This window comes from Coleofasciculus sp., assembly GCF_046565525.1.
In the GTDB taxonomy this organism is placed as follows: domain Bacteria; phylum Cyanobacteriota; class Cyanobacteriia; order Cyanobacteriales; family Coleofasciculaceae; genus Coleofasciculus.
This window is the reverse complement of record NZ_JBKHUP010000006.1, coordinates 15,653-39,285: the sequence shown is the minus strand read 5'-3', so window position 1 is coordinate 39,285 and position 23,633 is coordinate 15,653. Positions and strand designations below refer to the sequence as shown.

Below are 23,633 nucleotides of genomic sequence, written 5' to 3'. Positions count from 1 at the left end.
GATATTGAAATCTAAAACGCTATCCCATCCCAACTAAAAAGCTAAGGATTTTGTGCGCTGTGGGATTACCAAAACATCATGATACATTGGACAATTTTACTAGCTGTTGAAGCAGCAGAAGAGGCAGCCGAAGGAGGGTTATTTGATTTTGATGCCACCCTACCTCTGATGGCATTGCAATTTTTAATTTTGGTGGTGATATTGAATGCGGTTTTTTATAAGCCACTCAGTAACGCCATTGATGGACGGGATGACTACATCCGCCAGAACCGATTAGAAGCACGGGAACGCTTAGAAAAAGCTCAGAATCTGGCGAAACAGTATGAGCAAGAACTAGCAGAAACTCGTCGCAAGTCACAAGCAACGATTGCCGCTGCTCAAGCTGATGCTCAGAAAATAGCGGCTGATAAAATGGCTCAAGCTCAAGCGGAAGCCCAGGCACAACGAGAGCAAGCCCAAAAAGAAATTGACCAACAAAAAGCTGAAGCGATGACATCCTTAGAACAAGAAGTGGATTCGCTTTCGCGTCAGATTCTGGAAAAACTTGTTGGACCAGAGTTGGTTAAGTAATGTCGGCTTTATCCGGGTAGCGAAGCAGGGGTTTGCGAGAGTTTGACCCCTAGTCTTTTGTCTGTGGTGTGATCAAAAATAACGCCGGACAAAAATTCCAGCCCGTTTAAACGTTACCCAGCGTTAGCGGTAAAGCCGCATAGCAGTTTTCAATTAAAGCAGGTGTATATGGCTATTATGGGTAGTTTTTCAATGTTAGCTACCGCCGAAAGAGGCTTGGGTCTCAACCTCGATATTTTAGAAACCAATGTGATTAATTTGGTGATTATTATCGGGGTACTGATTTACTTTGGGCGATCATTTTTAGGGAATACCCTATCGGAGCGACGTTCCAGTATTGAAGACGCCATTAGCGATGCCGAAAAGCAGAAGAAAGACGCCGCCGCCGCCTTAGCGGATGCCCAGCAAAAGCTGGCACAAGCCCAAGCGGAAGCTGAAAAGATTCGGGCAAAGGCAGAAGAAAATGCCAACGTCGCTAGAGAATCAATTTTGGCAGCGTCGGCTAAAGATGTGGAACGGATGAAAGCGTCAGCCGTTCAGGATTTAAACTCAGAACGGGAACGTGCGATCGCACAACTTCGCCAACAGGTAGTTGCCTTAGCTATGGAGCGTGTCGAGTCGCAACTTAAAAGTCAGTTAGACGAATCGGCACAGCATACCTTAGTTGACCGCAGCATTGAGCGAGTAGGAGCGAGATAATTATGAAAGGAAGTTCATTTAGTGCTGAGGTAGTTGAGCCGTATGCAGAGGCTTTGATGTCTCTGGCTCAAGAACATGACCTCGTGGATAAATTCGGTGAAGATGTTGCCGCGTTGCTCGATACTTTGAAAGAATCAGAGGAATTGGAGCAATTTTTAGGCAATCCGATTGTCAAAGCCGATGACAAAAAAGCTGTCTTAGAACAAATCACCGGGGATCAAATTCACCCCTACATGGTGAATTTTTTAAAGATTCTCGTAGAGCGGCGGCGCATTCTGTTTCTGAGAGACGTATGCAAGCAGTATCAAGCACTCTTGCGGGAGTTAAAACAGACGGTTTTAGCTGAAGTCGTCTCCGCTGTTGAACTCAATGACGACCAAAAGCAGGCGGTGCGCCAGAAAGTTCTCACCATGACCAATGCCCAAGATGTAGAACTAGATACCCAAATTGACGCCGATTTACTCGGTGGTGTGATTATTAAAGTGGAGTCTCAAGTTGTTGATGCCAGTCTGCGTGGACAACTGCGTCGTATTGGTGTGAGCTTGAGTCGTTCGACTTAAATGTCAAACGTCATGTTCCAGATGTAGCAGTCTACGTCTGTGATAAGTCATAAGCTAAATTCACGAGGCAAATGACGAATGACCAATGACATAAGACCAATGACATAAGACAAAAAAGTAGAGGGATTAGTTGAATGGTAAGCATTAGACCCGACGAAATTAGCAGCATTATTCGTCAGCAAATCGAACAATACGACCAAGAGGTCAAAGTCTCTAACGTTGGTACCGTCCTGCAAGTCGGTGATGGCATTGCCCGGGTCTATGGTTTAGACCAGTGCATGGCTGGGGAACTGGTCGAGTTTGAAGATGGTACAGTGGGCATTGCCCTGAATTTGGAAGAAGATAATGTGGGTGTCGTGCTGATGGGCGAAGGGCTCGACATCCAGGAAGGGAGTTCTGTCACGGCTACCGGAAAAATCGCTCAGGTTCCCGTGGGTGAGGCGCTAATTGGTCGGGTTGTCGATGCGTTGGCACGACCCATTGATGGCAAGGGAGAGATTCAAAGCGGCGAATCTCGTCTAATTGAATCCTCGGCACCCGGTATTATTGCACGGCGTTCTGTTTATGAACCCCTGCAAACTGGGATTACCGCGATTGACGCTATGATTCCCGTGGGACGAGGACAACGGGAGTTAATTATTGGCGATCGCCAAACCGGAAAAACCGCGATCGCGATCGATACAATTCTCAACCAGAAAGAAGAAGACGTTATCTGTGTCTACGTCGCTGTCGGTCAAAAGGCATCTACCGTGGTACAGGTTGTTGGTGCCCTGGAAGAGAGAGGGGCATTAGATTACACCGTTATCGTTGCCGCTAACGCCAGTGACCCCGCCACCCTGCAATATCTGGCACCCTATACCGGAGCGTCTATTGCCGAATACTTTATGTATAAGGGCAAAGCAACTCTGGTTATCTACGATGACTTGTCCAAGCAAGCCCAAGCCTATCGCCAGATGTCCCTGTTGCTGCGTCGCCCACCGGGTCGGGAAGCCTATCCTGGGGATGTATTCTATCTCCACTCCCGCTTGTTAGAACGGGCAGCCAAACTGAATGATGAATTGGGTGGGGGCAGTATGACCGCGCTGCCAATTATTGAAACCCAAGCTGGTGACGTATCCGCCTATATTCCCACCAACGTGATTTCGATCACTGACGGTCAGATATTCCTATCGGCTGACTTATTTAACTCCGGTCTACGCCCTGCGATTAACCCTGGGATTTCTGTATCACGGGTGGGTTCTGCCGCTCAAACCAAAGCCATTAAAAAAGTGGCAGGTAAACTCAAACTAGATTTGGCACAGTTTGATGACCTGCAAGCCTTCGCCCAGTTTGCCTCAGATTTAGACAAAGCCACCCAAGACCAATTGTCACGGGGGGTACGGTTACGGGAACTGCTCAAGCAAGCCCAATACTCTCCCTTAGCGGTGTACGAGCAAGTCGCCCTCGTCTACGCGGGTATCAATGGCTACTTAGATGACATTGAGGTGGAGAAAGTCACCGCGTTTACCAAGGGGCTGCGGGACTACTTGAAAACCAGCAAGCCACAGTTTGGTGAGATTATCAAGGATAAGAAAGTCCTCACCGAAGAGGCAGAAAAACTCCTGAAAGAAGCTCTGGCTGAATACAAGCAGACATTCTTAGTCTCTGTGTAATGGGTTCATGGTTCATGGTTCATCGGTAAAAAGCCATGAACCATGGACAATCAATAATTAACAATGAACAGACTATGCCTAATTTAAAAGCGATTCGCGATCGCATAAAATCCGTCAAAAATACTCAGAAAATTACCGAAGCGATGCGTCTGGTGGCAGCCGCCAAGGTGCGTCGCGCCCAACAACAGGTGACATCGACTCGTCCCTTTGCTGATCGCTTGGCGCAGGTTCTCTATGGGTTGCAGAACCGTCTCCAATTTGAAGACGTCGACTTACCCTTGCTCAAACAACGGGACGTCAAGTCTGTTGGCATACTCGTCGTATCTGGCGATCGCGGTTTGTGTGGCGGTTACAATAACAACGTGATCCGCCGTGCCGAAAACCGCGCCAAGGAACTCCAGAAAGAAGGCATCGACTACAAATATGTCTTAATCGGGCGCAAAGCGATCCAGTATTTTGAGCGCCGGGAGCAGCCAATTGACGCCAAATACACAGGCTTAGAACAAATTCCCACGGCACCTGAAGCCTCAATGATTGCCGATGAATTGCTCTCCTTGTTCCTATCGGAAGAAGTGGATCGGGTTGAACTGGTTTACACCAAGTTTGTCTCCTTAATTAGTTCTCGCCCGGTGGTACAAACATTATTACCCTTAACCGCCCAAGGATTAGAGGCACAAGATGATGAAATCTTCCGCCTCACTACTCGCGGCGGTAACTTTGAGGTACAACGGGAAAAAGTGACGACAGAAAACCGTGCTTTATCCCGTGACATGATCTTTGAACAAGATCCAGTCCAAATTCTGGATGCCTTACTACCGTTGTATTTGAACAACCAGCTTCTGCGGGCATTACAAGAGTCAGCCGCTAGCGAATTAGCCGCACGGATGACGGCGATGAACAACGCCAGTGATAATGCCACTGAATTGATTGGCACGCTCAGCCTGTCTTACAACAAAGCGCGACAAGCCTCCATTACTCAAGAAATTCTGGAAGTCGTTGGCGGCGCCAGCGCTCTTGGGGGTTAGTATCGCTTCCTGGGAATTCAATTAAATCAAAGCGTCGGGGTTAACTCAGGCGCTTTTTATTTGGGGATTGGGTTTAGGTAGAGACGTGCCATGGTGTGTCTGTAGGGGCGGGTTTCATTATTATCGTTTCTATCTCACCCAGATGTGAATAAACCCGCCCCGCTCCCCAGAATTAACCCACCCCCAACAACACTGTAGAGACGTAGCATGCTACGTCTCTACAATGTGACGGATCTTAATTACCAGCCACTTTCAGCTTGCTCTAACACATAAGCCGCAACGTTTTCAATGTCGTCAGGTTGTAAGCGTCCGCGAAAAGCAGGCATAGCCCCTTTTCCGTTTGTTACTTGGGTAACAATTGCTTCCATGGAGTCCATGCCATACTTCTCCAAGGCATCTTTTTTCAGGGTCTTATTTGCCATAACGACATTACCACCACCCATGTGGCAAGCTGCACAGTTGGCACCAAAGATTTGACCTCCTTTTGTCGTATCAGCAGCTAGAGCCGGACGGCTGAATGCCAAACCAAACACAGCGACGGCAAGTAAAATGATGGACAGAATTTTCTTCAATGTAGTTCTCCTCTTCTCAAACACAGACAGTAAGTATTATTGCTCAATTATAAATTGCAGCAATTTGGGACAGAATTGACCTAATCCATCAATCCGATGCTATAGGCATGATGCAATATTGTCCGCCTTTCTACAAATTTTAACAGGACACGCGCCTAATCCAGAGTTTCGTTCCAATTCAAATAGCCGAGACGCCGGGAAGGATGTTCCAGACGTGCCATGGCACTATGGCGAGCTGGGGGAGCTGGGGAAGCTGGGGGAGCTGGGGAAGCTGGGGGAGCTGGGGAAGAAAAAATTAAATTAGAGCTTGAACGATAAACCCTAAAAATTGATTAAATTTTCAGGAAATATTAAGTTTGAAAACAGTCTGTAAAAATTTCCTTACTATTTGATACAAATCTAAAATAGGTTCCATTTTTTTTACTATAAACATCCCACAATGGTGAAGTAAATCACACATTGCTGATTGGGAAACGAATAAAATATCTATAAATCGCGGTTAATCCGTAAACATGAATAGATGTAGTTAAGTAAAGGCAAACCTAAGATGACAGCCGAAAAGATTCATCAGCAAGAGAGTTCTTATAATTGTGAAATGAATGGGCGGGTGAATACAGAATTCAGAGATCCTATAGATACTCTAACGAACCTAGGGATTGGACAGAAAAATTTTGTGGCGAGAAAGTTGGAGCGGACGCTCAAAGAATTATCAGATTTGGAATTTGCGTTAGATCGAGCCGCAATCGTGGCGATTACCGATAAGCAAGGTGTGATTCGCTATGTCAATGATAAGTTTTGTGAAATATCCAGATATCGTCGAGAAGAGTTAATTGGCAAAACTCATCGTATTATTAAATCAGGTCATCATCCACCAGCATTTTTCAAAGAATTCTGGACTACGATTGCATCGGGTAAAGTCTGGAAAGGTGAAATCAAGAATAAAGCCAAGGATGGAACCTATTATTGGGTAGATACTACCGTCGTTCCATTTTTGAATGACAACGGAGAAATCTATCAATATTTAGCAATTCGCTTCGATATTACTGAGCGTAAGCAGGTAGAGGAAGCCTTGAAACAATCGGAACAGAAGGCGCGACAACAGGCACAACAACTTGAGGAAGCACTGGAGAAGCTTAAACAAACTCAAACTCAACTGATTCAAAGTGAAAAAATGTCCAGTGTGGGTCAACTCTTGGCTGGAATTGCTCACGAAATTAATAATCCTGTCAATTTTATTTACGGCAATTTGGTTCATACTCGCGAGTATGTGGAAAGCATTTTACATGTTTTGCGTCTTTACCAGAAACATTGCCCGGTGGAGATACCTGAAATTGAAGCTATTATCGAGGAGGACGATATTGAGTTTATTGTTGAAGATTTACCGAAAATGGTGTCTTCTATGCAAATCGGAGCCAACCGCATTCGAGATCTTGTGCTGTCTTTGAGGAACTTCTCACGTCTGGATGAGCAGAAGATGGAGTTGGTTGATATTCATCAAGGGTTAGAAAGTACATTACTGATTTTGCACAATCGCCTCAAAGCCAAAGCTGAACGCCCGGAAATTCAGGTAATTAAAAAGTATGGAGATCTGCCGCCTATTATGTGCTATGGCAGTCAGCTTAATCAAGTGTTTATGAATCTGATTTCTAATGCAATTGACGCCTTAGAAAATCAGCCTGAACCGCGAAAAATTACGCTTTCTACAGCCGTAAAAAGGGGGGAATATTGGCAGAAGCAGGGGATAGGGTTAGGGTGCGATCGCGCCCCTCAGACGCAGTGGGCGGTGATTACCATTGCCGATAATGGACCGGGAATGCCAGAAGCGACTCAGAATCACTTATTCGATCCCTTTTTCACCACCAAACCCACGGGGAAGGGGACAGGGTTAGGGTTATCCATCGCTCATAATATCATCGTGGAAAAGCACCAGGGTCAAATCCGCTGTATTTCCCAGGAGGGAAAGGGAAGCCAGTTTATCGTGGCGATTCCGTTGGCGCAGGAAGGATGAGGGATGACGGGGGTTCCAGGTGCAGGGGGAGATGGGGCATTTGTAGGGGCGAAGCTTATGCGCCCAGATGTCTCGGTTTTATGCCAACACAAGAGCGCATAAGCTTCGCCCAATTCCCATGGGGAAGCAGGGGAAGCAGGGGGAGATGGGGGAGATGGGGGAGATGGGGAAGAGGATTACCAATGAACCATGAACCATGAACAAATGACAAATCTGCCAAAATAGAAACAAAGGGTTTAAATGCACAGGCGATGGCGTGGATAATAGGGCAGAAACTACATAATGGTCAATACACCATTGAAAAGACGTTAGGTAAGGCAGGCTTCGGTATTACCTACCTAGCGACAGACGCACAAGGAAACAAACTGGTTATCAAAACGCTGAATGAGGATCGACTCAAACAGCTTACTCCTGTACGTCGGGAAAGTCTCAAATGTAAGTTTGTCGATGAGGCGCGGAGGCTAGAGGGATGTAAGCATCCTCATGTTGTCAAGGTATACAAGACGTTTGTGGAAGGACAGTGGTTCTGTCTGGCGATGGAGTACATTCGGGGAAGGAATCTAGGGAATCTGTCTCAACGAGTTTTACCGGAAAAGGAAGCGTTAAGTTATATTCAGCAGATGGGGGAGGCGCTAATCGCCGCCCATCAGCAGGGATTGCTGCATCGGAATGTAAAACCTGCCAATATTATGGTGCGGGCGAGTCAATATGAGGCGGTACTGATTGATTTTGACCTGGGCGGGAAATTTGAGTATCCTTTAATCTTGGGATGGCAAGAGGAAGCCTTTGCCCCGATTGAACTTAAGTCGAAGACGCGATCGCACGGAACCTGTACGGATGTCTATTCCCTCGCCGCAACGCTGTATGTCCTCTTAACCGGGAAGCTACCCGCCACCTCTAGCGATCGCCAAAAGGGTAAGGCAGATTTAATTCCCCCAAAACAGATTAATCCTCAAATTTCTAAGCGCGTTAATAAAGCGATTCTGGCGGGAATGAAACTCGAACCCGAAGCACGTCCCAAGTCTGTGCTGGATTGGTTAAAATTGTTGGGAGTACAGCGAGGTGGTGTGATTTCTGGATTAGCTAAACCACCCCGTTGGGCGATGGTTGTCGGGATTTTAGGGGTAGTTGGCATAGCCGCTGGCGTGGTATCTGCCAGTATTGAAGGAATGGGATTTTGGGAAAAGTTTATTCCTGAATCATCTCCAGATGTTAACCCCTCCGTCTCATCCCCCTTATATTTAAAATCACCAGAAACCGAAGAATAACTCTGCGATCGCGCGATCGTCTATCTACTAGGTTATGCCAATTATGACTCGGCTCGGATACTTCGCTTTTACATTGACACTCCCGACGCTGAAATCTTTGATTACAGCGCGGGATTCTTCATTTATCCAGAGAACTTAGAGTAGTAAAGTTATGTTTGTTAAAGGGATTATAGGAACATTGCCGCCCCTCAAGAGTTGCTTCAATTTCTATTGCCTCAAAGGAAATAAAATGAATGAACAATGACAAATTTCTTAGTTGGCAAGACATCCGCAAACACCTAAAATACCCTTTGATTTTAGCAACTCCAATAACATTACACATTTTTCGTCATGCTCAAAGCACCGTCAATGCCGAAAAGCGAATTGCCGGTTCTCAAGACGTAGACATAACGCCTCAAGGAGAAGATCAAGCCAGGGTATTAGGAACTCAACTTGATCCGGATTACAGTTTAGCATTTGCCTCCGGATTAAAACGCGCCTATAAAACGTTAGATATTGCTATAACTAGCAGCAGGATCAGCGTGGGCAGTATCCACAAAGACGAGCGCCTGAATGAACGTAATTTAGGGGTATTAGAAGGAGGGAAACTCCGATTTATTCCCGAATATGCGGCTGGAAATTTAAACTACGCACCAGAAAATGGCGAAAGTTATGCACAATTAGCTCAACGGATTTTCTCATTTTTGATTGAGCTGGCTCAGGCAACGCAAACGGGTAAGGTGAATAAGGTTCTGATTTGTAGTCATATCGGTTCAATCCGGATTCTAGTTGGTATAATCACGGAAAACACAAATCCTGTGGATGTATTGGGTCAGCGTTTTGCTAATACTGAGTTGACAAAACTGGAGTGGCATCATTTAATTATTCCAGAATTTATCGAGAAAGGTCTAAATTTTACAAACTTGTAAAATTTTGGTTGTAGGGGCTGGTTTTGTTGTTTTGTTTTAAGTTTGTCTCATCATTGAATCCCTAAACACGCCCCTAAAATTGTTGCTAAGTAGAGTTACACCAACCGTCATTTTAGGTGTTTTCTCTCAACCAATTTTGAAACTTCTGTGTCTCTTCTAAAGCTGGATTGATAGAGAACCAATTCCCGTTGCGATCGCGGTATTCATAGACGAACATGCTACGGAGTAAAGTCGTGTATTCCACGTCTCCTTTCACTGTCTGTTGTTGTACCACCTGAAATAACAATTCCCACTCCTCATCATCAATAGATGAGGTGAGGTAATCCCGACTTTCGCGGATCACGCCTTCTAAACAATCCCGCGAGATTGGGGGGTCCATTTGTCGCAAACAGCCAAATAGAAGTCCCAATAAATTTCGCAGATGACCCCCGCTGATTTGACAGAGACGATCTAAGGTTTCAGCATTATCAAAGACTTCTGGAAGTAAGGCTAATCGTTGTGCTGGAGTATGATGAGGAAATGCTCTCACTAAGACCATTTGTCGCAGCAAATCCATCCCTTCCTTACATTCTGATCCATCCCGTTCGCGCACAGGAACCATGGGTAAAATAGTCGGCGGTAGTCCACCTCCTAATCGATTTTTCAGAATTTCGACATCATTAGAGAAGGTTAACGATAGCGGAATAGTATAAACAACGTGGCAATTCAGTTTCCGTAATTGGTCACCTCGGTCAATAAATAAGTATTCGGGTTGTAAGCGTTCCGAGGGAAGCGGACGATTATCCACCCGATCCAAATTATCGACAATCACTACCAGTCCCGCTTTTCCCCGTCGCCGCAGTTCGGTGTTTGCCCGTCCTAAAAGTTCAGTGTTAATCGACTCTAAAATACCACTGGTACGGGGTTCTAAATATTCCCGTAAGCGGCGGCGGAGTTTTGGGCTTTCTTTGGTTTTGGCGGTAATTTTACCAATACCAATCGAGAGTTCTGCTTCGGCATTCAATTCAATCGGAGTTTGCAGAAAATCGGCAATTTCACTAAAAAGATTGGCAAAATAACCGGGGTGAAGTTTAATTTTAATCGCTTCTAAACTCTCACTGACTCGACCAGCAACACTGAGGAGAATATCAGTAATATCGACATCCGCCATATCTAAGTCTTGGGATGACTCAAAGTAAACCACATAGTATCCCTGATCTTCTAACTCAGCTTTGAGTCGCAGTAATTCAGTAGACTTACCACAGCCAATATGACCTGTAAAAAGTTGGCAGGTGGGTTCATCTGGTGAAATTAGGGCAATTGTGCGTCGCAGTGACTGAATAATTCGGTTCCCTCTAACGGGGGAAAAATCAATATAATAGTTCTGATCTTCCACTTCCCCTGCGGTTAAGGGTTTGCTTGGATTGCACGCTTTATAAAATCTCGGTAGATCTAGTCCCATAAGTCCTCATCATCCTTATTCTATTGTCGTTGAAAGACATAGCATCTCGCCACGCGATCGCACCTGTCTCATTATCCTCGTTATTCTCATCTTCGTTATCTTCATCGTCACAATAGCCCGCCCACCGACAGGTTTTCGGTTTCTCTTTCCTAGCTGTAAGGAAAAATGAGGGGGACTCTCTTGTAGCAAATGTAACTTGAGATGTTCTCTGGCTAAGTCTGGAAAATACGAATGCTTGAGTCGCTGTGTTTCCAGGATAAGCTAAACTGTGAGCTGCCTCAAGGAGTAAAATAGGGAAGAGCAGACTGACACTCAATAGTCGTTTATTCATTTTTTCCTACAACTTGCTCGCGTCGGTGTGAAGATTGCGATCACTCTTCCATCGGTTTTCTATGCAATATTCTGGACGCCTTAGCCGAAATCAGGATATTATATTGGTTTGGTCAAGAGATTCCCCACCCGTTCAGTGTCACACCAGGGATTTTCCGGGAACTGGGAACAATCGGTTAAGAAATTTAACAAAACTCGCGATCGCGCATATAATCCAAGACCTAATCTTGAGTAATAGACAGACACTCATCCCCAGTTTGGCTATTGGCTAAGCCGAGGCGTCATGTCTAAACGTTAACAACCTTCCTTCCTTAAATAATCACGAGTTAAAGTTTAAAGTAGTAGCGATGAAAAATTCTTTAAAAGCAGTTATGGGTACGCCACGCCGAAGGTTCCGCAAATTTACGCCCGTTATTCTCAGTGTAGCGCTGTGTTGGACAACAGTGGCTTGTCAGGATTCAACCAACTCTTATCAGTCTACTGGGCGACAGGACACCAACACCGTATCGTCTCAAACTCGACTCACTGATGGGAAGTATGCTCTCCAGCAAGTGACCTACAATGACGCCAATGGGCAGTATACCTTATTTTTGATGAATTATACAGGCGCGGCGTACAGCACGACGAATCCGCAAATGATACCCCTGACACAAGGGGAACTCAATGCTGGAGAACAAAGTTATCTACATAAGCAGAATAACCAAGCCGTTTTGCATTTGAGTCCAGATTTTCAGATTGAATATATCCACGCGGTTACGGAAGGAGCCAGTAATAATGAAATGGTCATTGTGCGTGAGGAATCAACGTACTGGCAACCCTTTGAGAGTGACGGGGGGATTGAGATTGAACTGGAATTTAATTCTCCTCGATATTATATTCCACCCCCCTATCGATCAGGTCAAGTGCTGTATAGTGGCTATCATGCCTCAAGTTATGACCAAGCGGTAGCTAAATATAAAAGCAACCACAATACACCACCGCCTGCGGTGTCGAACAATCAGTTACGCACATCGGGAGTGTTGAGGAAGTCAACCACGAGTCAAACAACGACTCCGAAAACTTCACCCGAATCCACAAATTCATCCAGTACGACGCCATCAACGCCAACGGATAAATCGACAATACCGAAAACTCCACCGGGAACAAGAAATCCAGCCACAACAACTCAATCTGCTCCACCATCGACAGGTTCCTCAACAAGTTCCTCCCCGTCTTCATCGAGTAGCAAAACTACGGGTTCTGGTTACGGGAGTAGTAATTTAAGATCTAACCAATCAAAACCTAAACCTAATTCATCCAGAAATAGTTCCTCTAGTTTTGGTAGTAGTAGCAGCTCTTCTGGGTCGAAGAAAAAACGCTGAATGTGTCATATCAATATCCCATTATACCAAATCCGCCTTTATCAATGGATAATTAATAATTGATAATTGACAATTATTAATTATCCATTGATAAATTTTAGGGATTTTGTGGCAACCAAGTCATGCTTTGTTTCAAAAATGATTTTAGAGTTAGCAAATTATGGATAATGATTTAGTTCTTTTTTGGGCAGGTGTTAGCTGTCTTATCCTCTATTTGGTTTTCTCAGCGCTAACTGAAATGGGGACAAAGCTTCCCTGGAAAAAATAGGAATTGTAAGAAAAATTATGTCACACTGCGAACTAAAATAACTGTACTCTTAACCCGTCGCGCGATCGCTTCGGGAATATTCCCCTGAATCACCTGCTGTAACAGCCCTTCCCGACTTGCCCCTAAAACCACAACATCACAGAATTGGTCATTGGCTAAATGAACAACAGCATCAGATACCTCACTGGCGCGAATGGGAATCTGGCGAATCCGACCATTCATTTGCCCCTTTAAAAAGTTGCTGGCTTTTTCTAGGGCTGTTGTATTCATCAGCGTATCATCTGGATCAAAGACTTGGCATAATTGAATATCTAGGGGCTTACCACTTAAGGGAACTAACGCCGGAATAAACTCCAAGGCGCGTTGAGAATTGGGACCCCCGGCGATGGTAATCAACCAACGCTGAAAGAAGGGAGGGATATAAGGCGGATGCATCATCTCACCGAATTTCACCACCATCACATCACAGGGCGCCTGTCGAATCACCCCATCCACCACCCCGCCAAAAATGCGCCCAGGGGTTGAGGTTGAGCCTTTCCACCCCATCAGAATCAGATTAATATGTCGTTCTTTAATGGTTTCTAGAATCCCTTGAGTAATATCCTGACTCACCCGTATTTGAGTGTGAACAGGTATATTCCAATCTCGTCCCCACTTTTCTGCCTGACGTAATAAGCGACGAATTTTTGCTGTTTTTACTGGAGTTTCTGCTGGAGAATTGCTGCGGGAGACGATAATCACCTGTAAGCATTCCAATTCATAATCGCGATCGCGGGCAATGGCGGCGGCGAGTCTGACTAAAATCGGCGCAGTTTGGGGATTGGCGATGGGAACTAATAACCGTCCTCGTCCAGTTTCTGGGGCGCGGGTTTGATAAACCACACAAGAGGGTGTCAATTGTGAGCCGGGTTGAGTTGTCTTACGATCTAGCTGATCTAATTCCGCCCGAATAATATCGCTGCGGGTAATAATTCCTAATAACTTACGCCCTTCAGTTACTGGGAGACGACTGAGGTGGTAACGGTTGAGCAAATACAGCACATCCACTAAACTCGCCGTCGGCTTAACCGTGATCGGGTGTGGCGTCATAATATCCGTTAAGGGTGTGGTTCCGGGAAAAGCACAGCGGGGGGGATTACCTTGCATTTTTGTCGCATTTGTAATATCTGATTGACTAATAATCCCCACCAGTGTCCCCTCATCTACCACAGGAAACCCTTGGTGCGTCGAGCTAGACACCGTTTGTAAAGCGTCATCAAGGCTCATTTGCAGCGATAAGGTTTCCACCCGCCGTTGCATCAAATCCGCTGCGGTTAACCCAGTCAATGAACCCTTGTCTACTTTTTCAGTCGGGGAGATATACCCCCTCCATTCCAACAGACGCTGATAAAGCGAACCTTTGGAGAGTTGATCGGCAATCAGGTAAGACACCACACAGGTGATCATTAACGGTAAAACCAGATTGAAATCCGCCGTAATCTCGAATATGATCACGATCGCGGTTATGGGAACTTTGGATACCGCACTAAAAAATGCCCCCATCCCGACCAAAGCGTAAGTCGTCGGCGATCCAAAACCAAAAAAAGACAACTTAGCGACGCCCACCAGATGACCCAAAGCAGAACCCAAAACCAGTGAGGGGTGAAATAAACCCCCAGGAGCGCCCGATCCGTAAGAAATGAGAGTGAGAAAAAAGTAGATTACTAAGGCGAGGCTAGTGAATTGCCAAGTTTCTGCGCCTGTAATTAACAACTCCCGCAACCCACGATTATTGCGAAAATCTGATGGTAACAGAGACACCACACAACCACAGATTAATCCAGCTAGCCCCATTTTCACCGCCAAAGAGACATGAAAGCGGCGCTGTAACGTCAACGAAAACAGAATCCCGCGATTAAATAATGTTGCCAGTAATCCCGCTAAAAGACCCAGCAGCAAATAAAAAGGAATTTCCAGGGCGGAAAAACTATTGGTCGTCTGACTCAGTTCCAGGTTCAGATCGAGACTACGACCCCCTAAAATCCGGGAAATCACCGCACCGATGAATGAGGCGAGAATCGCCGTTCCTAGAGTTAACCCAGAAAAATCATGGAGTAATTCCTCAACCACAAACAAAATACCCGCGATTGGGGTATTAAACCCCGCCGCTAAACCCGCCGCTGACCCCGCCGCAATGATCTGTCGTCGATGGCTTGGGGATGTGGGGAACCAACGGCTAAACTGAGCCGCTAACGCTGCGCCAATATGCACAGTAGGTCCTTGGCGTCCTAGGGTTAGTCCTCCCGCGATCGCTAAAATACTACTGACGAGTTTGACTAGCGCTACACGCAAATCTAGAGCGATGGGATATTGGGCAAGTGCGGCTTTAATCTGAGGAATACCGCTCCCTGAAGCATCGGGTGCCAAGTACTCGACTAGGAATCCAGACAGCGCTCCCAATACCAGTCCGAAGGCGGGTAAAACTAAAAATGGCGAAAATTGTTCAGAAAAATGAATGCGCCATGAACCGAGCCAGCCAATGCTGTGTTGGAGTAACACGGCGGATAGCGCAGAAACCACCCCAATTAAACAGGCTTCTGCGATCGCCAAACGTCGCTTGGGTAGTAACCATTGACGTATGGGATTGATCATTGGTCATTTATCATTTGTCATTGGTTATTTGTCATTTATCATTTATCATGCCTTCTTTGTTTGCTCCCCCTGCTTCCCCTGCTCCTGATAACTGATAACTGCTCACTGATAACTGATAACTCCCCTAACGGGCTAAATCAGAATAGAGGTTTGCTCGGAAGCGGTGACCGAGAGTCCTTCTAAAATTAAGGATGGGGTATAACATGGACCATTCCAATCCGCATCTTCACCGAGGGCAATAATCTGCTTAAGGGCGGTATAGACGTTACCCGCGACCATAGTGTCTTTCACCCGACCGATGATCGTACCGTTGCAAACGCGATACCCTAAATCAACATTGACAGAAAAGTCACCGGATATGCCAGCTCCACCACCGAGGATTTGGTCGATTACTAATCCATCATCGAGTTGACGTAGCAAGTCTCTCAACGATCCTTTACCCGGTTGCACCATGATATTGACTAAGCCTGGGGTCGGATAACTGCCTAAGCTGGGGCGAAATCCATTACCTGTACTGCCTCCTCCGATTAATCGCCCTATGGTGCGATCGCAATAAAACTGCTGCAATTGCCCTTCTCGAATTAATAGTAGGGGTCGAGTGGGCGTACCTTCGTCGTCAAAAGGGCAGCTATATGGACCTGTATTCGGTTGTTGAGAGAGGGTGAGATTGAGGGAACTGACCACTTGACCCACGCGATCGCTCCAAGGTGAAGCGCCTTCCAAAACCTGCTTCCCATTCAAAGCGGTTTGTACGGTATCCCAGAGCAAATCTGCGGCTTTGGCTGTGAGCAAGATTGGCACTTGACCGATGGGGGGATAAACATTGGCTTGCGCCCAGTTTAAGCGTTGCAGAATTGCTTGTACGACCTTATTTGGGTTAAGCTCCTCTCGTTGAGTTTGACCATCAGATACGCATAAAAAGTCATCACCACGCACCCATTCTACGGAGAAAAAACCGTTAAGTGTGGTGTCGGTGTAGTGGCAATCTAAGCCTTGAGAATTGATCAAACGGGTGGTTTCTGCTTCACATTCCAATTCCGCCGTACAGATGACATCTGGATTGGCATCCCGAATTTGAGCGATCGCTTCTTTGCCCATGACGACCAATTCTTCTACCGCTACGAACTTGCCCAAGTCGGGATAACTTTCCGTTCGTCCTGGTGTTAGTTCCACCGATTCAGATTCATTCAGGGCGCTAATGGCGATAGCTCGATCCACTAAATCTTGGGGATTCACCCCACCATAAGCAACCGCCAATCCTGGACGTCCATCTTTCCATAAACGTAGCGCCACCCCTTCTGATTGACTACTTTCTAGCCGCTTGAGGCGATTCGCTTCAAATAATACAGGTCGAGACAGCGATCGCGACTGATAGACTTCAGCATCCTTGGCTCCGGCTTTGAGTGCCAGATCTAAGAGTTGCTCGCTCAAGAGGGCGGGTGACAAATTTGGAGACTCCATAATGTTTAGAGTTAATTATTCTGTTTATATTTCCGGCTTATGGTGGTGAACCCCTAACCCAGTAAGCGCTACTTTAGCTCTTGCAACAACCAAAATCCGGCAAAGGTTTCTGAGGTTGGCGTTGACTGCACAGCGAGAAAATGTACGAACTGGGCGTTTTCTTTGGCAGATTCAAATCCTTGAGCTTCCGCTAGGGTTTGGGTATCGGTTATATTAGCTAAAATCCAGCTATCACTAGCACCCGTTTCCAGTAATAACTTAGGGGTGACGCCTCCCTGAAATTTAACAAACGCCAGTTCTAAGCCAGACATCCAAGCGGCTAAGGCTTTGGCGCGATCAGAGAAAATAATTATGCCGGGAATGCGCGTATCTGGAGCGAGTTTCATCATTGACAGGGGAAAGGCTTCGCCAAAGTCAATGTCCCACTCTTCCATTTCCGCAAATGCTCCGGCTTCCAAGCTCACCAATGCCCATTTTTGTCCTTGGATGGCGTCGGGTAAGGGTTGGGGAACCTGAGGTTGGTAGCGCACAAAGGAAGACGCGGCGGCTGAGGACTGATATCCGGGTTGATGGGGATAAACGTCCTGCATCCGCTCCTGGAGCCAGCGATCTAGGGTATAAGTCCGACGACTCGCGATCGCCGGAATGCCTAACTCTTGGCAGGCAATACTAATCATGTTGCTCATCTGACGCCGGAAAAAGCGAATTTTTTTGGGTTTTTGTCCCGCTTGCGCGATCGCCTCTTCTATAGATTGCCGTAACCATAAGGAGTTGACCTGCTGGTTGGAACAAAACTGCGCGTACTGAAATATGTCGTCTGAGGATTGATGGATGTTTAAAGGACTCTTACAAATTAAGACTTCCCAGACTTTCTTCTGATTGTCGTCCAAAATTGGACGCGAATAGAAATCGAGTTCCCAAATAATCGTCATGCCAAGACTGTTATAATCTAACCCCTCTTCTAATAATACGGGTTAGTGATCCGCTCCGGGACGTACTCCCAAGGAACTATCAGTGATGTATCGCGCTAATACATGAGGAACCTACCACGGACGCGATGATCTCATCCGTGTACAGGTCAATTATCGGTAAAACTCGGTATTTGAGCTACTGCTGTAAACCCTAAACCCCACATCCTAAACTCCACACCCCACTCAGGATGAGGGATCAGATGCAAAGAAAGCGGTAAGTTAGAGGATGACCTAGGACAATAATTTTACTGACATTTTCCGACATTATATGACATTTTTTGAAGCACTCGCTCTTTGTTGCCAAAATAAATTAACATGATTTCAGAGAGAGTCAATGGACTGGGGTTGCCACCCTTAGGTTCTACCTACTATGTATGCCATCAAGCTGGAACTAAAACTCAATAACATTGAACAAACCTTGATGGCGCAACACGCAGGCTTTTCCCGGTTTGTCTATAACTATGGACTGGCGCTATACCAGCAGGTGATGGATATCAAGGGAGGTGTGACTAAGAAGATTTCGGCAATCCGTAAAGTTCTCACCAACTTCACAAAGACGAAGCCCGAGTTCGCTTGGATGAATCAGCTCTCCTCTCGTGTTTATCAAAACGCCTTGATTGCCCTGAAAAACGCCTTGACTCGCTTTTTTAAAGGGTTGGGAGACTTCCCGAAATTCAAGCGCAAAAAAGCTCAAGCGTCATTCACAGTGGATTCATCCAACGGACCAGTAACAGTGTGGTCAGGTCGGAGGATAAAAATCCCGACCCTAGGGACGTTTAGGTTAGCTGAACCCGTACCCTTTACCTGTGCGACGCAGACGTTTACACTGTCTCGTGTTGCCTCTAAATGGTATGTGTCCTTTGCTATCCGGGCTGATAAACGACCTGTTAGCTCTCAGGCTGTAGAGAAAGTTGGTATCGACTTGGGAGTGAAAACCTTTGCCACATTCAGTGATGGGACAACAGTAGAAGCACCCGAATCGATAAAGCAAGCGAAAATCAAGCTAGCGAAAATACAATGGCGTAACCGCCATAAACAACTAGGAAATTCTAAACAGGGAATACCCGCTTCCAATAACGCCAAGAAGTTCTACAAACGAGTTGCCCGATTGCATAACCGAATTACCAATATTCGACGTGATTTCCTACAGAAGTTAACCACTTCTATCAGTCGAAACTATCATCACATTCGGATAGAAGATTTAAATGTGTCCGGGATGATGGCTAATTCAAAGTTAGCCGATGCGATTGGCAATTTAGGGTTTTATGAATTTCGGCGTCAACTCACCTACAAACAATCGATGTTTGGCACAGTGGTTGAATTGGTAGACCGATGGTTTCCTTCATCGAAGATGTGTTCAGACTGTGGACACATACAACCGATGAAATTGAGCGATAGGGTATTTCACTGTCTTGGGTGCGGTGCTGTTAAGTGCCGGGATTTCAACGCGGCAGTTAACAAGCGAAAAGGCACCAAAAGAAAAAGTACGGGCGGCTGGGCCCGGAACTTAACGACTGTGGACAGGACGCTGCCGACAGCCCTGGTAGAAGCAGTAAGTAAACATCAATGTCCGGTTATGTCGGGAATTGTATTAGTTTTATGTAGCAGGTAACGCTGGATCTATAACTGTGAGTGATCATGCCTGTCAATCGAATTGTACTCTTATGCGTGGTTGGAGGCGGACTGGCTATATTTGTTTTGTCAAATTTGTCAGCCCCCGTCTTGTCTGTCATGTTTTTGGGAATGCAAACCGTTGCATTGCCTCTGACGGTATGGATAGGACTGGCGATCGCACTCGGCATACTCACCAGTTTAGTCTTACAATTGCTCAGTTTTCGACCCAGGAGGGTTCAGAGGTTTGAGCGCGTCGCCCAAGCATCGCCTCAAAATCGCTGGCGAAAGGAAGCCGAGTTTGAGCAGGAGGAACCTGAACCGGAGAACTCTGAACCGGAAATTCCACCTCCCCCGCCACCTCCAGAACCACCACCTCCAGAACCCTCGTCCTCTGCTTCAGGTTCGGATTGGGATCAATCTATTGCTCCAGAATGGAACTTTGAAGGAGAACCTGCAACATCCACAGATGACGAGTTTGACTGGGATGAGTTTGAGAGTGAGCAGGAGGAAGAGGTATCAGAGGAAACAGAGCGCCCAAGTAGGGGTTACGAAGCCACTCAAGAACCCAGCCGCCCATCTCAACCCGACTCTGTTTATTCCTACAGTTACCGAGAATCAAATAAGTCTAAGTCGGGGATTGGCAGAGCTGATGGAGTGTATGATGCTAACTATCGAGTGATTACCCCACCCTATCGTCAACCCCCACCACAAGAGGAACCTGAGGATGAGGATGAAGACTGGGGATTTGAATTTGATGATCAAGACAGAGGTCAGTAGCTGAAACTCGATTGATTAGCCAAGGGCAATTCTTGCTATGCTAAAAAGTATGATTGGTCTCAACAGTAGCAAGTTTCCAACACTATAGAATCAGGGAGAGCGCTCATGAGACGCCACACACTTATTGTTTTAGGTATCACCGCTGCGGTCTTTGGCTTAGCCCCCCTTACCCAAGCTCAGTCTGACGCGCCGTTTAGTTCTAATGAAAATTCAGTTACGTTATCTGGTGAATCCCTACGGACTGTAGAACGTCGCAGTTTATCCAATGATTACCGCTCTTTCTTCAATACCAACTCGCCCATTGCTCCAGATGAAGCGGGAGTGAATTCTACAGATTCAGGCTTTGCCATCAACGATCGCCTACGAATTGTAGTCGGAGATACCCTCAACTCTGGCGATCCCCTTGACCTATTTCCGGCTGTGGGTGAAGAGGGGGATGTTCAAAGACTCAAGTTACAAGTGCCGCTCAGTGAATAATTTGCAACTCGTTATAGTGTTGGGATGGGTGTATCTAATTTTAAATGGAACCCCATATCCTAAAACGCCAAAAAAGGCATCATGGATCTTATGGTGTTTAGATCCGATTCTTCTCAAATGACATCCGCAAAGTAGCGCAAAATTATTTGATAACTATTGCCGATGTCATAGCCGTTAAAAACAGAACACAATCAAGTAACATCTCCAACAAAAACAAGCAATCTGGGCTAGTACGGTGAGAAGTGTTCATAAATTCTCAATAGTGCTAGCCCATTCTCTTCAGTCAGAGGGAACAGAGAACAGGGAACAGGAAAAGACAATTTTGCCAATCATTGAAAACTGCTAACGGCTAGATTAAGGCAGAATGTTTAATAGGACTTAATTGGGTGACAGATTACCCTGAGTACCACAATCCTTACTATGCAAATTCCTAAGCAACTTTGGCGAGCATCTCCTTTCTTGTTATCCCTGTTGGGTGGTATCCTCATGGGATTAACCCCATCCCCTGTAGAAGCATGGTCTTTGGCGTGGATTGCTTTGATGCCTTTATGGTTCTTAGTCGTAACCCGTCAAAGCCTGCGCCAGACGGCTTTATCTGGTTTCTGCTGGGGGATTGGCTATCAAGGCTTAGCCCTATTTTGGATTACAGGTGTTCATCCCATGGATTGGATGGGAGTACCCTGGTTAGCCAGTTTAGCGATCGCGCTTTTTTGCTGGGCGTTTATTACCCTCTGGGGGACGGTGCTTGTGGTGCTGTGGGCGGTGGGGATGACGGCGTTCAATTCAATGTTGAATCGTCAAGGTGCAAAATTTAAAACCCTCACTCGCGTCTTGGTGGGAATTGCCCTCTGGTGTGGCTTAGAAGCCTTCTGGACCTTAGGCGATCTCAACTGGACATCCCTGGCTTATACCCAGAGTCCCCATAATTTATGGATTTTGCATCTAGGTCAGATTTCAGGTCCGTTTACGGTAACTGCAGCCGTTGTTGCTGTAAATGGGTTAATCGCCGAAGCTGGGATTAGTTATTTCTCAAATCGAACCAAACGAGTTACTGATTCTAACGCAAAGCAGAAACTTATGCTAGCCTTAGGACTCCTCATCGGTTTCCATCTGATTGGATTTGGACTCTACAGTCGCCCTCTGATTCAACCGACTCAAGCCGCCTTCAAGGTTGGCATTATTCAAGGGAATATTCCGAACACAATTAAACTCTACCGAGATGGTTTGAGTCGGGCAATTGAAAATTATACCAACGGTTACAACGCCTTAGCTGATCAAGGAGTTGAGGCAGTTTTGACACCCGAAACAGCTTTGCCATTTATCTGGGATGAACAGGATAATCAATTTCGCTCACCCGTTCCGTTTTATCAATACAAACTCGACCGTTTAAAACAAGCTATTTTAGAAAAAGGTGTACTGGTTTGGCTGGGGGCTTTTGGTGAAAAAGGGGATAGCCTTACCAATAGCTTATTTACGATTACAGGTACGGGTGAAACCATCAGTCGCTATAACAAAGTTATTCTTGTACCTTTAGGAGAATATATTCCCTTTGAGGAACTATTCGGCGGTTTAATTGATCGACTTTCCCCCTTAGATGCCCATTTAGCCGCAGGTAAACCCAACCAACAGTTTGCCACACCTTTTGGTCGTGCGATCGCGGGGATTTGTTATGAGTCAGCCTTTGCCTATCATTTCCGCCATCAAGCCGCCAGGGAGGGTGAGTTTATTCTCAGTGCCTCAAATAATGCTCATTATAGTGAAACCATGCCCGCCCAACATCACGCCCAAGATGTGATGCGAGCCATTGAAACAGACCGGTGGGCAGTACGGGCGACGAATACGGGCTATTCTGGCATTGTAGATCCTCATGGGAGAACCTTATGGCTTTCTGGGATTAATACATACCAGATTCACGCGGCGACAATATATCGGCGACAAACCCAGACGCTTTACGTGCGCTGGGGAAATTGGTTAACTCCGACATTATTAGGATTGGCGATTGTGGCGTTTATCGTGAGTCGCTTGAATCTTCACCAATAGACAAGAGTGAACGGTAAAGCGGGAGACGCGAATGGCAAATTTAGAGCATCTGAGATTACTTCAACAAGGTGCAGTTGGCTGGATTAAATGGAGAAATCAACATCAAACCATAGAACCCGATTTGAGCGAGGCTAACCTAGAAGGCGCTAACCTCAGAGGCGCTAACCTGAAGCACGTTAACCTGAAAGGGGCGCAGTTAGAGTCGGCGAATCTAATCACCGCCAACCTAACAAAAGCCAACCTGAGCCTTGCTTATCTGAGTCTGGCTAATCTGATTGACGCTAATCTCATCGAAGCTTCCTTAGTCAGCGCTCATTTGATGCAAGCGGAACTCAGTTATGCTGATCTAAGCCATGCTAACTTAATCGGCGCTGATCTCAGAAGCGCTAAGTTGATGAACGTTAATCTGAGTCATGCTAATCTGATTGGCACAGACTTGAGAGAGGCAAACCTGAAAGGCGCAATGCTCAATGAAGCCAATTTGAGACGCAGCAATCTCAGTGAAGCCAGCTTGATTCATGCCCATCTTAACCGGGCTAATTTGAGTCATGCTAACCTCCATGAAGCCGAATTGATTGGTGCTTACCTCTACCAAGCTGACTTGGAAAAGGCTAACCTGAGTCAGGCTCATTTGGGTAGTGCTTATCTGTTTGGGGTAAACCTCAGCGCCGCCGATTTAGAAGGAACAGATTTGAGATGGGCGAATCTCACAGCAGCAAATCTCCAAGCCGCTAACCTCAAAGGCGCTAGATTGGAAGGTACCCATCTTGACAAAGCGAATCTGACAGGGGCAAATTTAGATGATTGTAACCTAGAGGGTGCTAGTCTCCAAGGGACAATTCTGCCCGAGGGGACGATTCATTGATAGGGGAGGTATTAGCTGTTCAGTTATTTCTGCTGTACGCCCGCAAACCGTAGGGGCGCACCGACCTGCGCCCTTGTATCAAAGCGACGTGTCCCCGATTCAATAATCACCTCTTCCCCAATGTCTGATCGAGTG

The 23,633-nt window shown here is 46.2% G+C and carries 21 protein-coding genes; 15 read left to right on the top strand and 6 right to left on the bottom strand.

The window, feature by feature from the left end; translation table 11 throughout:
* Nucleotides 1-78 precede the first annotated feature (78 nt).
* The 5 genes from ACLGGO_RS03225 to ACLGGO_RS03205 all read left to right on the top strand — a co-directional run bounded on the left by ACLGGO_RS03225 (nt 79) and on the right by ACLGGO_RS03205 (nt 4,506).
* A complete protein-coding gene (locus tag ACLGGO_RS03225; protein WP_006102101.1) occupies nt 79-570 on the top strand; it encodes a F0F1 ATP synthase subunit B' in 492 nt (163 codons plus the stop codon).
* Between the two features lie 177 nt (nt 571-747).
* Nucleotides 748-1,269 (top strand): F0F1 ATP synthase subunit B, encoded by a 522-nt coding sequence (locus ACLGGO_RS03220; RefSeq protein ID WP_044207913.1) that lies wholly within the window; start codon nt 748-750, stop codon nt 1,267-1,269.
* Nucleotides 1,270-1,271: 2 nt separating this feature from the next.
* Complete coding sequence (gene atpH / locus ACLGGO_RS03215) at nt 1,272-1,829, top strand: ATP synthase F1 subunit delta (RefSeq protein WP_446418249.1); 558 nt, start codon at nt 1,272-1,274, stop codon at nt 1,827-1,829.
* Nucleotides 1,830-1,963: 134 nt separating this feature from the next.
* Nucleotides 1,964-3,481, top strand: coding sequence for a F0F1 ATP synthase subunit alpha (atpA, locus tag ACLGGO_RS03210; protein ID WP_446418248.1), 1,518 nt, complete (start codon nt 1,964-1,966; stop codon nt 3,479-3,481).
* A 74-nt stretch (nt 3,482-3,555) separates the two neighbouring features.
* Nucleotides 3,556-4,506, top strand: coding sequence for a F0F1 ATP synthase subunit gamma (locus ACLGGO_RS03205; RefSeq protein WP_446338641.1), 951 nt, complete (start codon nt 3,556-3,558; stop codon nt 4,504-4,506).
* Between the two features lie 239 nt (nt 4,507-4,745).
* Here the strand turns inward: ACLGGO_RS03205 and petJ are convergent, their stop codons facing one another.
* Nucleotides 4,746-5,078 carry a cytochrome c6 PetJ gene (gene petJ / locus ACLGGO_RS03200; protein ID WP_446338642.1) on the bottom strand — a complete coding sequence of 111 codons (333 nt, stop codon included), beginning with the start codon at nt 5,076-5,078 and terminating at the stop codon, nt 4,746-4,748.
* A gap of 547 nt (nt 5,079-5,625) precedes the next feature.
* Between petJ and ACLGGO_RS03195 the strand changes: the two genes are divergently transcribed.
* The 3 genes from ACLGGO_RS03195 to ACLGGO_RS03185 all read left to right on the top strand — a co-directional run bounded on the left by ACLGGO_RS03195 (nt 5,626) and on the right by ACLGGO_RS03185 (nt 9,262).
* Nucleotides 5,626-7,086 carry a PAS domain-containing sensor histidine kinase gene (locus tag ACLGGO_RS03195; protein WP_446418247.1) on the top strand — a complete coding sequence of 487 codons (1,461 nt, stop codon included), beginning with the start codon at nt 5,626-5,628 and terminating at the stop codon, nt 7,084-7,086.
* 251 nt (nt 7,087-7,337) lie between these two features.
* Entirely contained in the window at nt 7,338-8,354 is a 1,017-nt protein-coding gene (locus ACLGGO_RS03190; protein WP_446418246.1) for a serine/threonine protein kinase, read from the top strand.
* A 233-nt stretch (nt 8,355-8,587) separates the two neighbouring features.
* On the top strand, nt 8,588-9,262 hold the full coding sequence (locus ACLGGO_RS03185) for a histidine phosphatase family protein (protein ID WP_446338645.1): 675 nt from the start codon (nt 8,588-8,590) through the stop codon (nt 9,260-9,262).
* 112 nt (nt 9,263-9,374) lie between these two features.
* Here the strand turns inward: ACLGGO_RS03185 and ACLGGO_RS03180 are convergent, their stop codons facing one another.
* A complete protein-coding gene (locus tag ACLGGO_RS03180) occupies nt 9,375-10,703 on the bottom strand; it encodes an ATP-binding protein (RefSeq protein ID WP_446338646.1) in 1,329 nt (442 codons plus the stop codon).
* Nucleotides 10,675-11,034: a hypothetical protein gene (locus ACLGGO_RS03175; protein WP_446418245.1), complete on the bottom strand. Its 360-nt coding sequence runs from the start codon at nt 11,032-11,034 to the stop codon at nt 10,675-10,677. The genes ACLGGO_RS03180 and ACLGGO_RS03175 overlap by 29 nt, the downstream gene beginning before the upstream one ends.
* Nucleotides 11,035-11,095: 61 nt before the next feature.
* Between ACLGGO_RS03175 and ACLGGO_RS03170 the strand changes: the two genes are divergently transcribed.
* Entirely contained in the window at nt 11,096-11,305 is a 210-nt protein-coding gene (locus tag ACLGGO_RS03170; RefSeq protein ID WP_446338648.1) for a hypothetical protein, read from the top strand.
* Nucleotides 11,306-11,380: 75 nt separating this feature from the next.
* Entirely contained in the window at nt 11,381-12,394 is a 1,014-nt protein-coding gene (locus tag ACLGGO_RS03165; protein WP_446418244.1) for a hypothetical protein, read from the top strand.
* 283 nt (nt 12,395-12,677) lie between these two features.
* On the opposite strand, the gene ACLGGO_RS03160 is transcribed toward ACLGGO_RS03165, so the two are convergent.
* The 3 genes from ACLGGO_RS03160 to ACLGGO_RS03150 form a co-directional block, all read right to left on the bottom strand.
* Nucleotides 12,678-15,293, bottom strand: a complete 2,616-nt coding sequence (locus tag ACLGGO_RS03160; protein ID WP_446418243.1) for a chloride channel protein — start codon at nt 15,291-15,293, stop codon at nt 12,678-12,680.
* A gap of 132 nt (nt 15,294-15,425) precedes the next feature.
* Nucleotides 15,426-16,754 carry a TldD/PmbA family protein gene (locus ACLGGO_RS03155; RefSeq protein WP_446418242.1) on the bottom strand — a complete coding sequence of 443 codons (1,329 nt, stop codon included), beginning with the start codon at nt 16,752-16,754 and terminating at the stop codon, nt 15,426-15,428.
* A gap of 68 nt (nt 16,755-16,822) precedes the next feature.
* Entirely contained in the window at nt 16,823-17,686 is an 864-nt protein-coding gene (locus ACLGGO_RS03150; protein ID WP_446367125.1) for a Tab2 family RNA-binding protein, read from the bottom strand.
* 409 nt (nt 17,687-18,095) lie between these two features.
* Here ACLGGO_RS03150 and ACLGGO_RS03145 point away from each other — a divergent pair, with 409 nt between their 5' ends.
* The 5 genes from ACLGGO_RS03145 to ACLGGO_RS03125 all read left to right on the top strand — a co-directional run bounded on the left by ACLGGO_RS03145 (nt 18,096) and on the right by ACLGGO_RS03125 (nt 23,498).
* Nucleotides 18,096-19,337 (top strand): RNA-guided endonuclease InsQ/TnpB family protein, encoded by a 1,242-nt coding sequence (locus tag ACLGGO_RS03145; protein ID WP_446418241.1) that lies wholly within the window; start codon nt 18,096-18,098, stop codon nt 19,335-19,337.
* Nucleotides 19,338-19,363: 26 nt separating this feature from the next.
* Nucleotides 19,364-20,116 (top strand): hypothetical protein, encoded by a 753-nt coding sequence (locus ACLGGO_RS03140; protein ID WP_446418240.1) that lies wholly within the window; start codon nt 19,364-19,366, stop codon nt 20,114-20,116.
* A 105-nt stretch (nt 20,117-20,221) separates the two neighbouring features.
* Nucleotides 20,222-20,593, top strand: coding sequence for a hypothetical protein (locus tag ACLGGO_RS03135; RefSeq protein ID WP_446338654.1), 372 nt, complete (start codon nt 20,222-20,224; stop codon nt 20,591-20,593).
* A 420-nt stretch (nt 20,594-21,013) separates the two neighbouring features.
* Nucleotides 21,014-22,633 (top strand): apolipoprotein N-acyltransferase, encoded by a 1,620-nt coding sequence (gene lnt / locus ACLGGO_RS03130; RefSeq protein ID WP_446418239.1) that lies wholly within the window; start codon nt 21,014-21,016, stop codon nt 22,631-22,633.
* A gap of 31 nt (nt 22,634-22,664) precedes the next feature.
* On the top strand, nt 22,665-23,498 hold the full coding sequence (locus ACLGGO_RS03125) for a pentapeptide repeat-containing protein (protein WP_446338656.1): 834 nt from the start codon (nt 22,665-22,667) through the stop codon (nt 23,496-23,498).
* Nucleotides 23,499-23,633 lie beyond the last annotated feature (135 nt).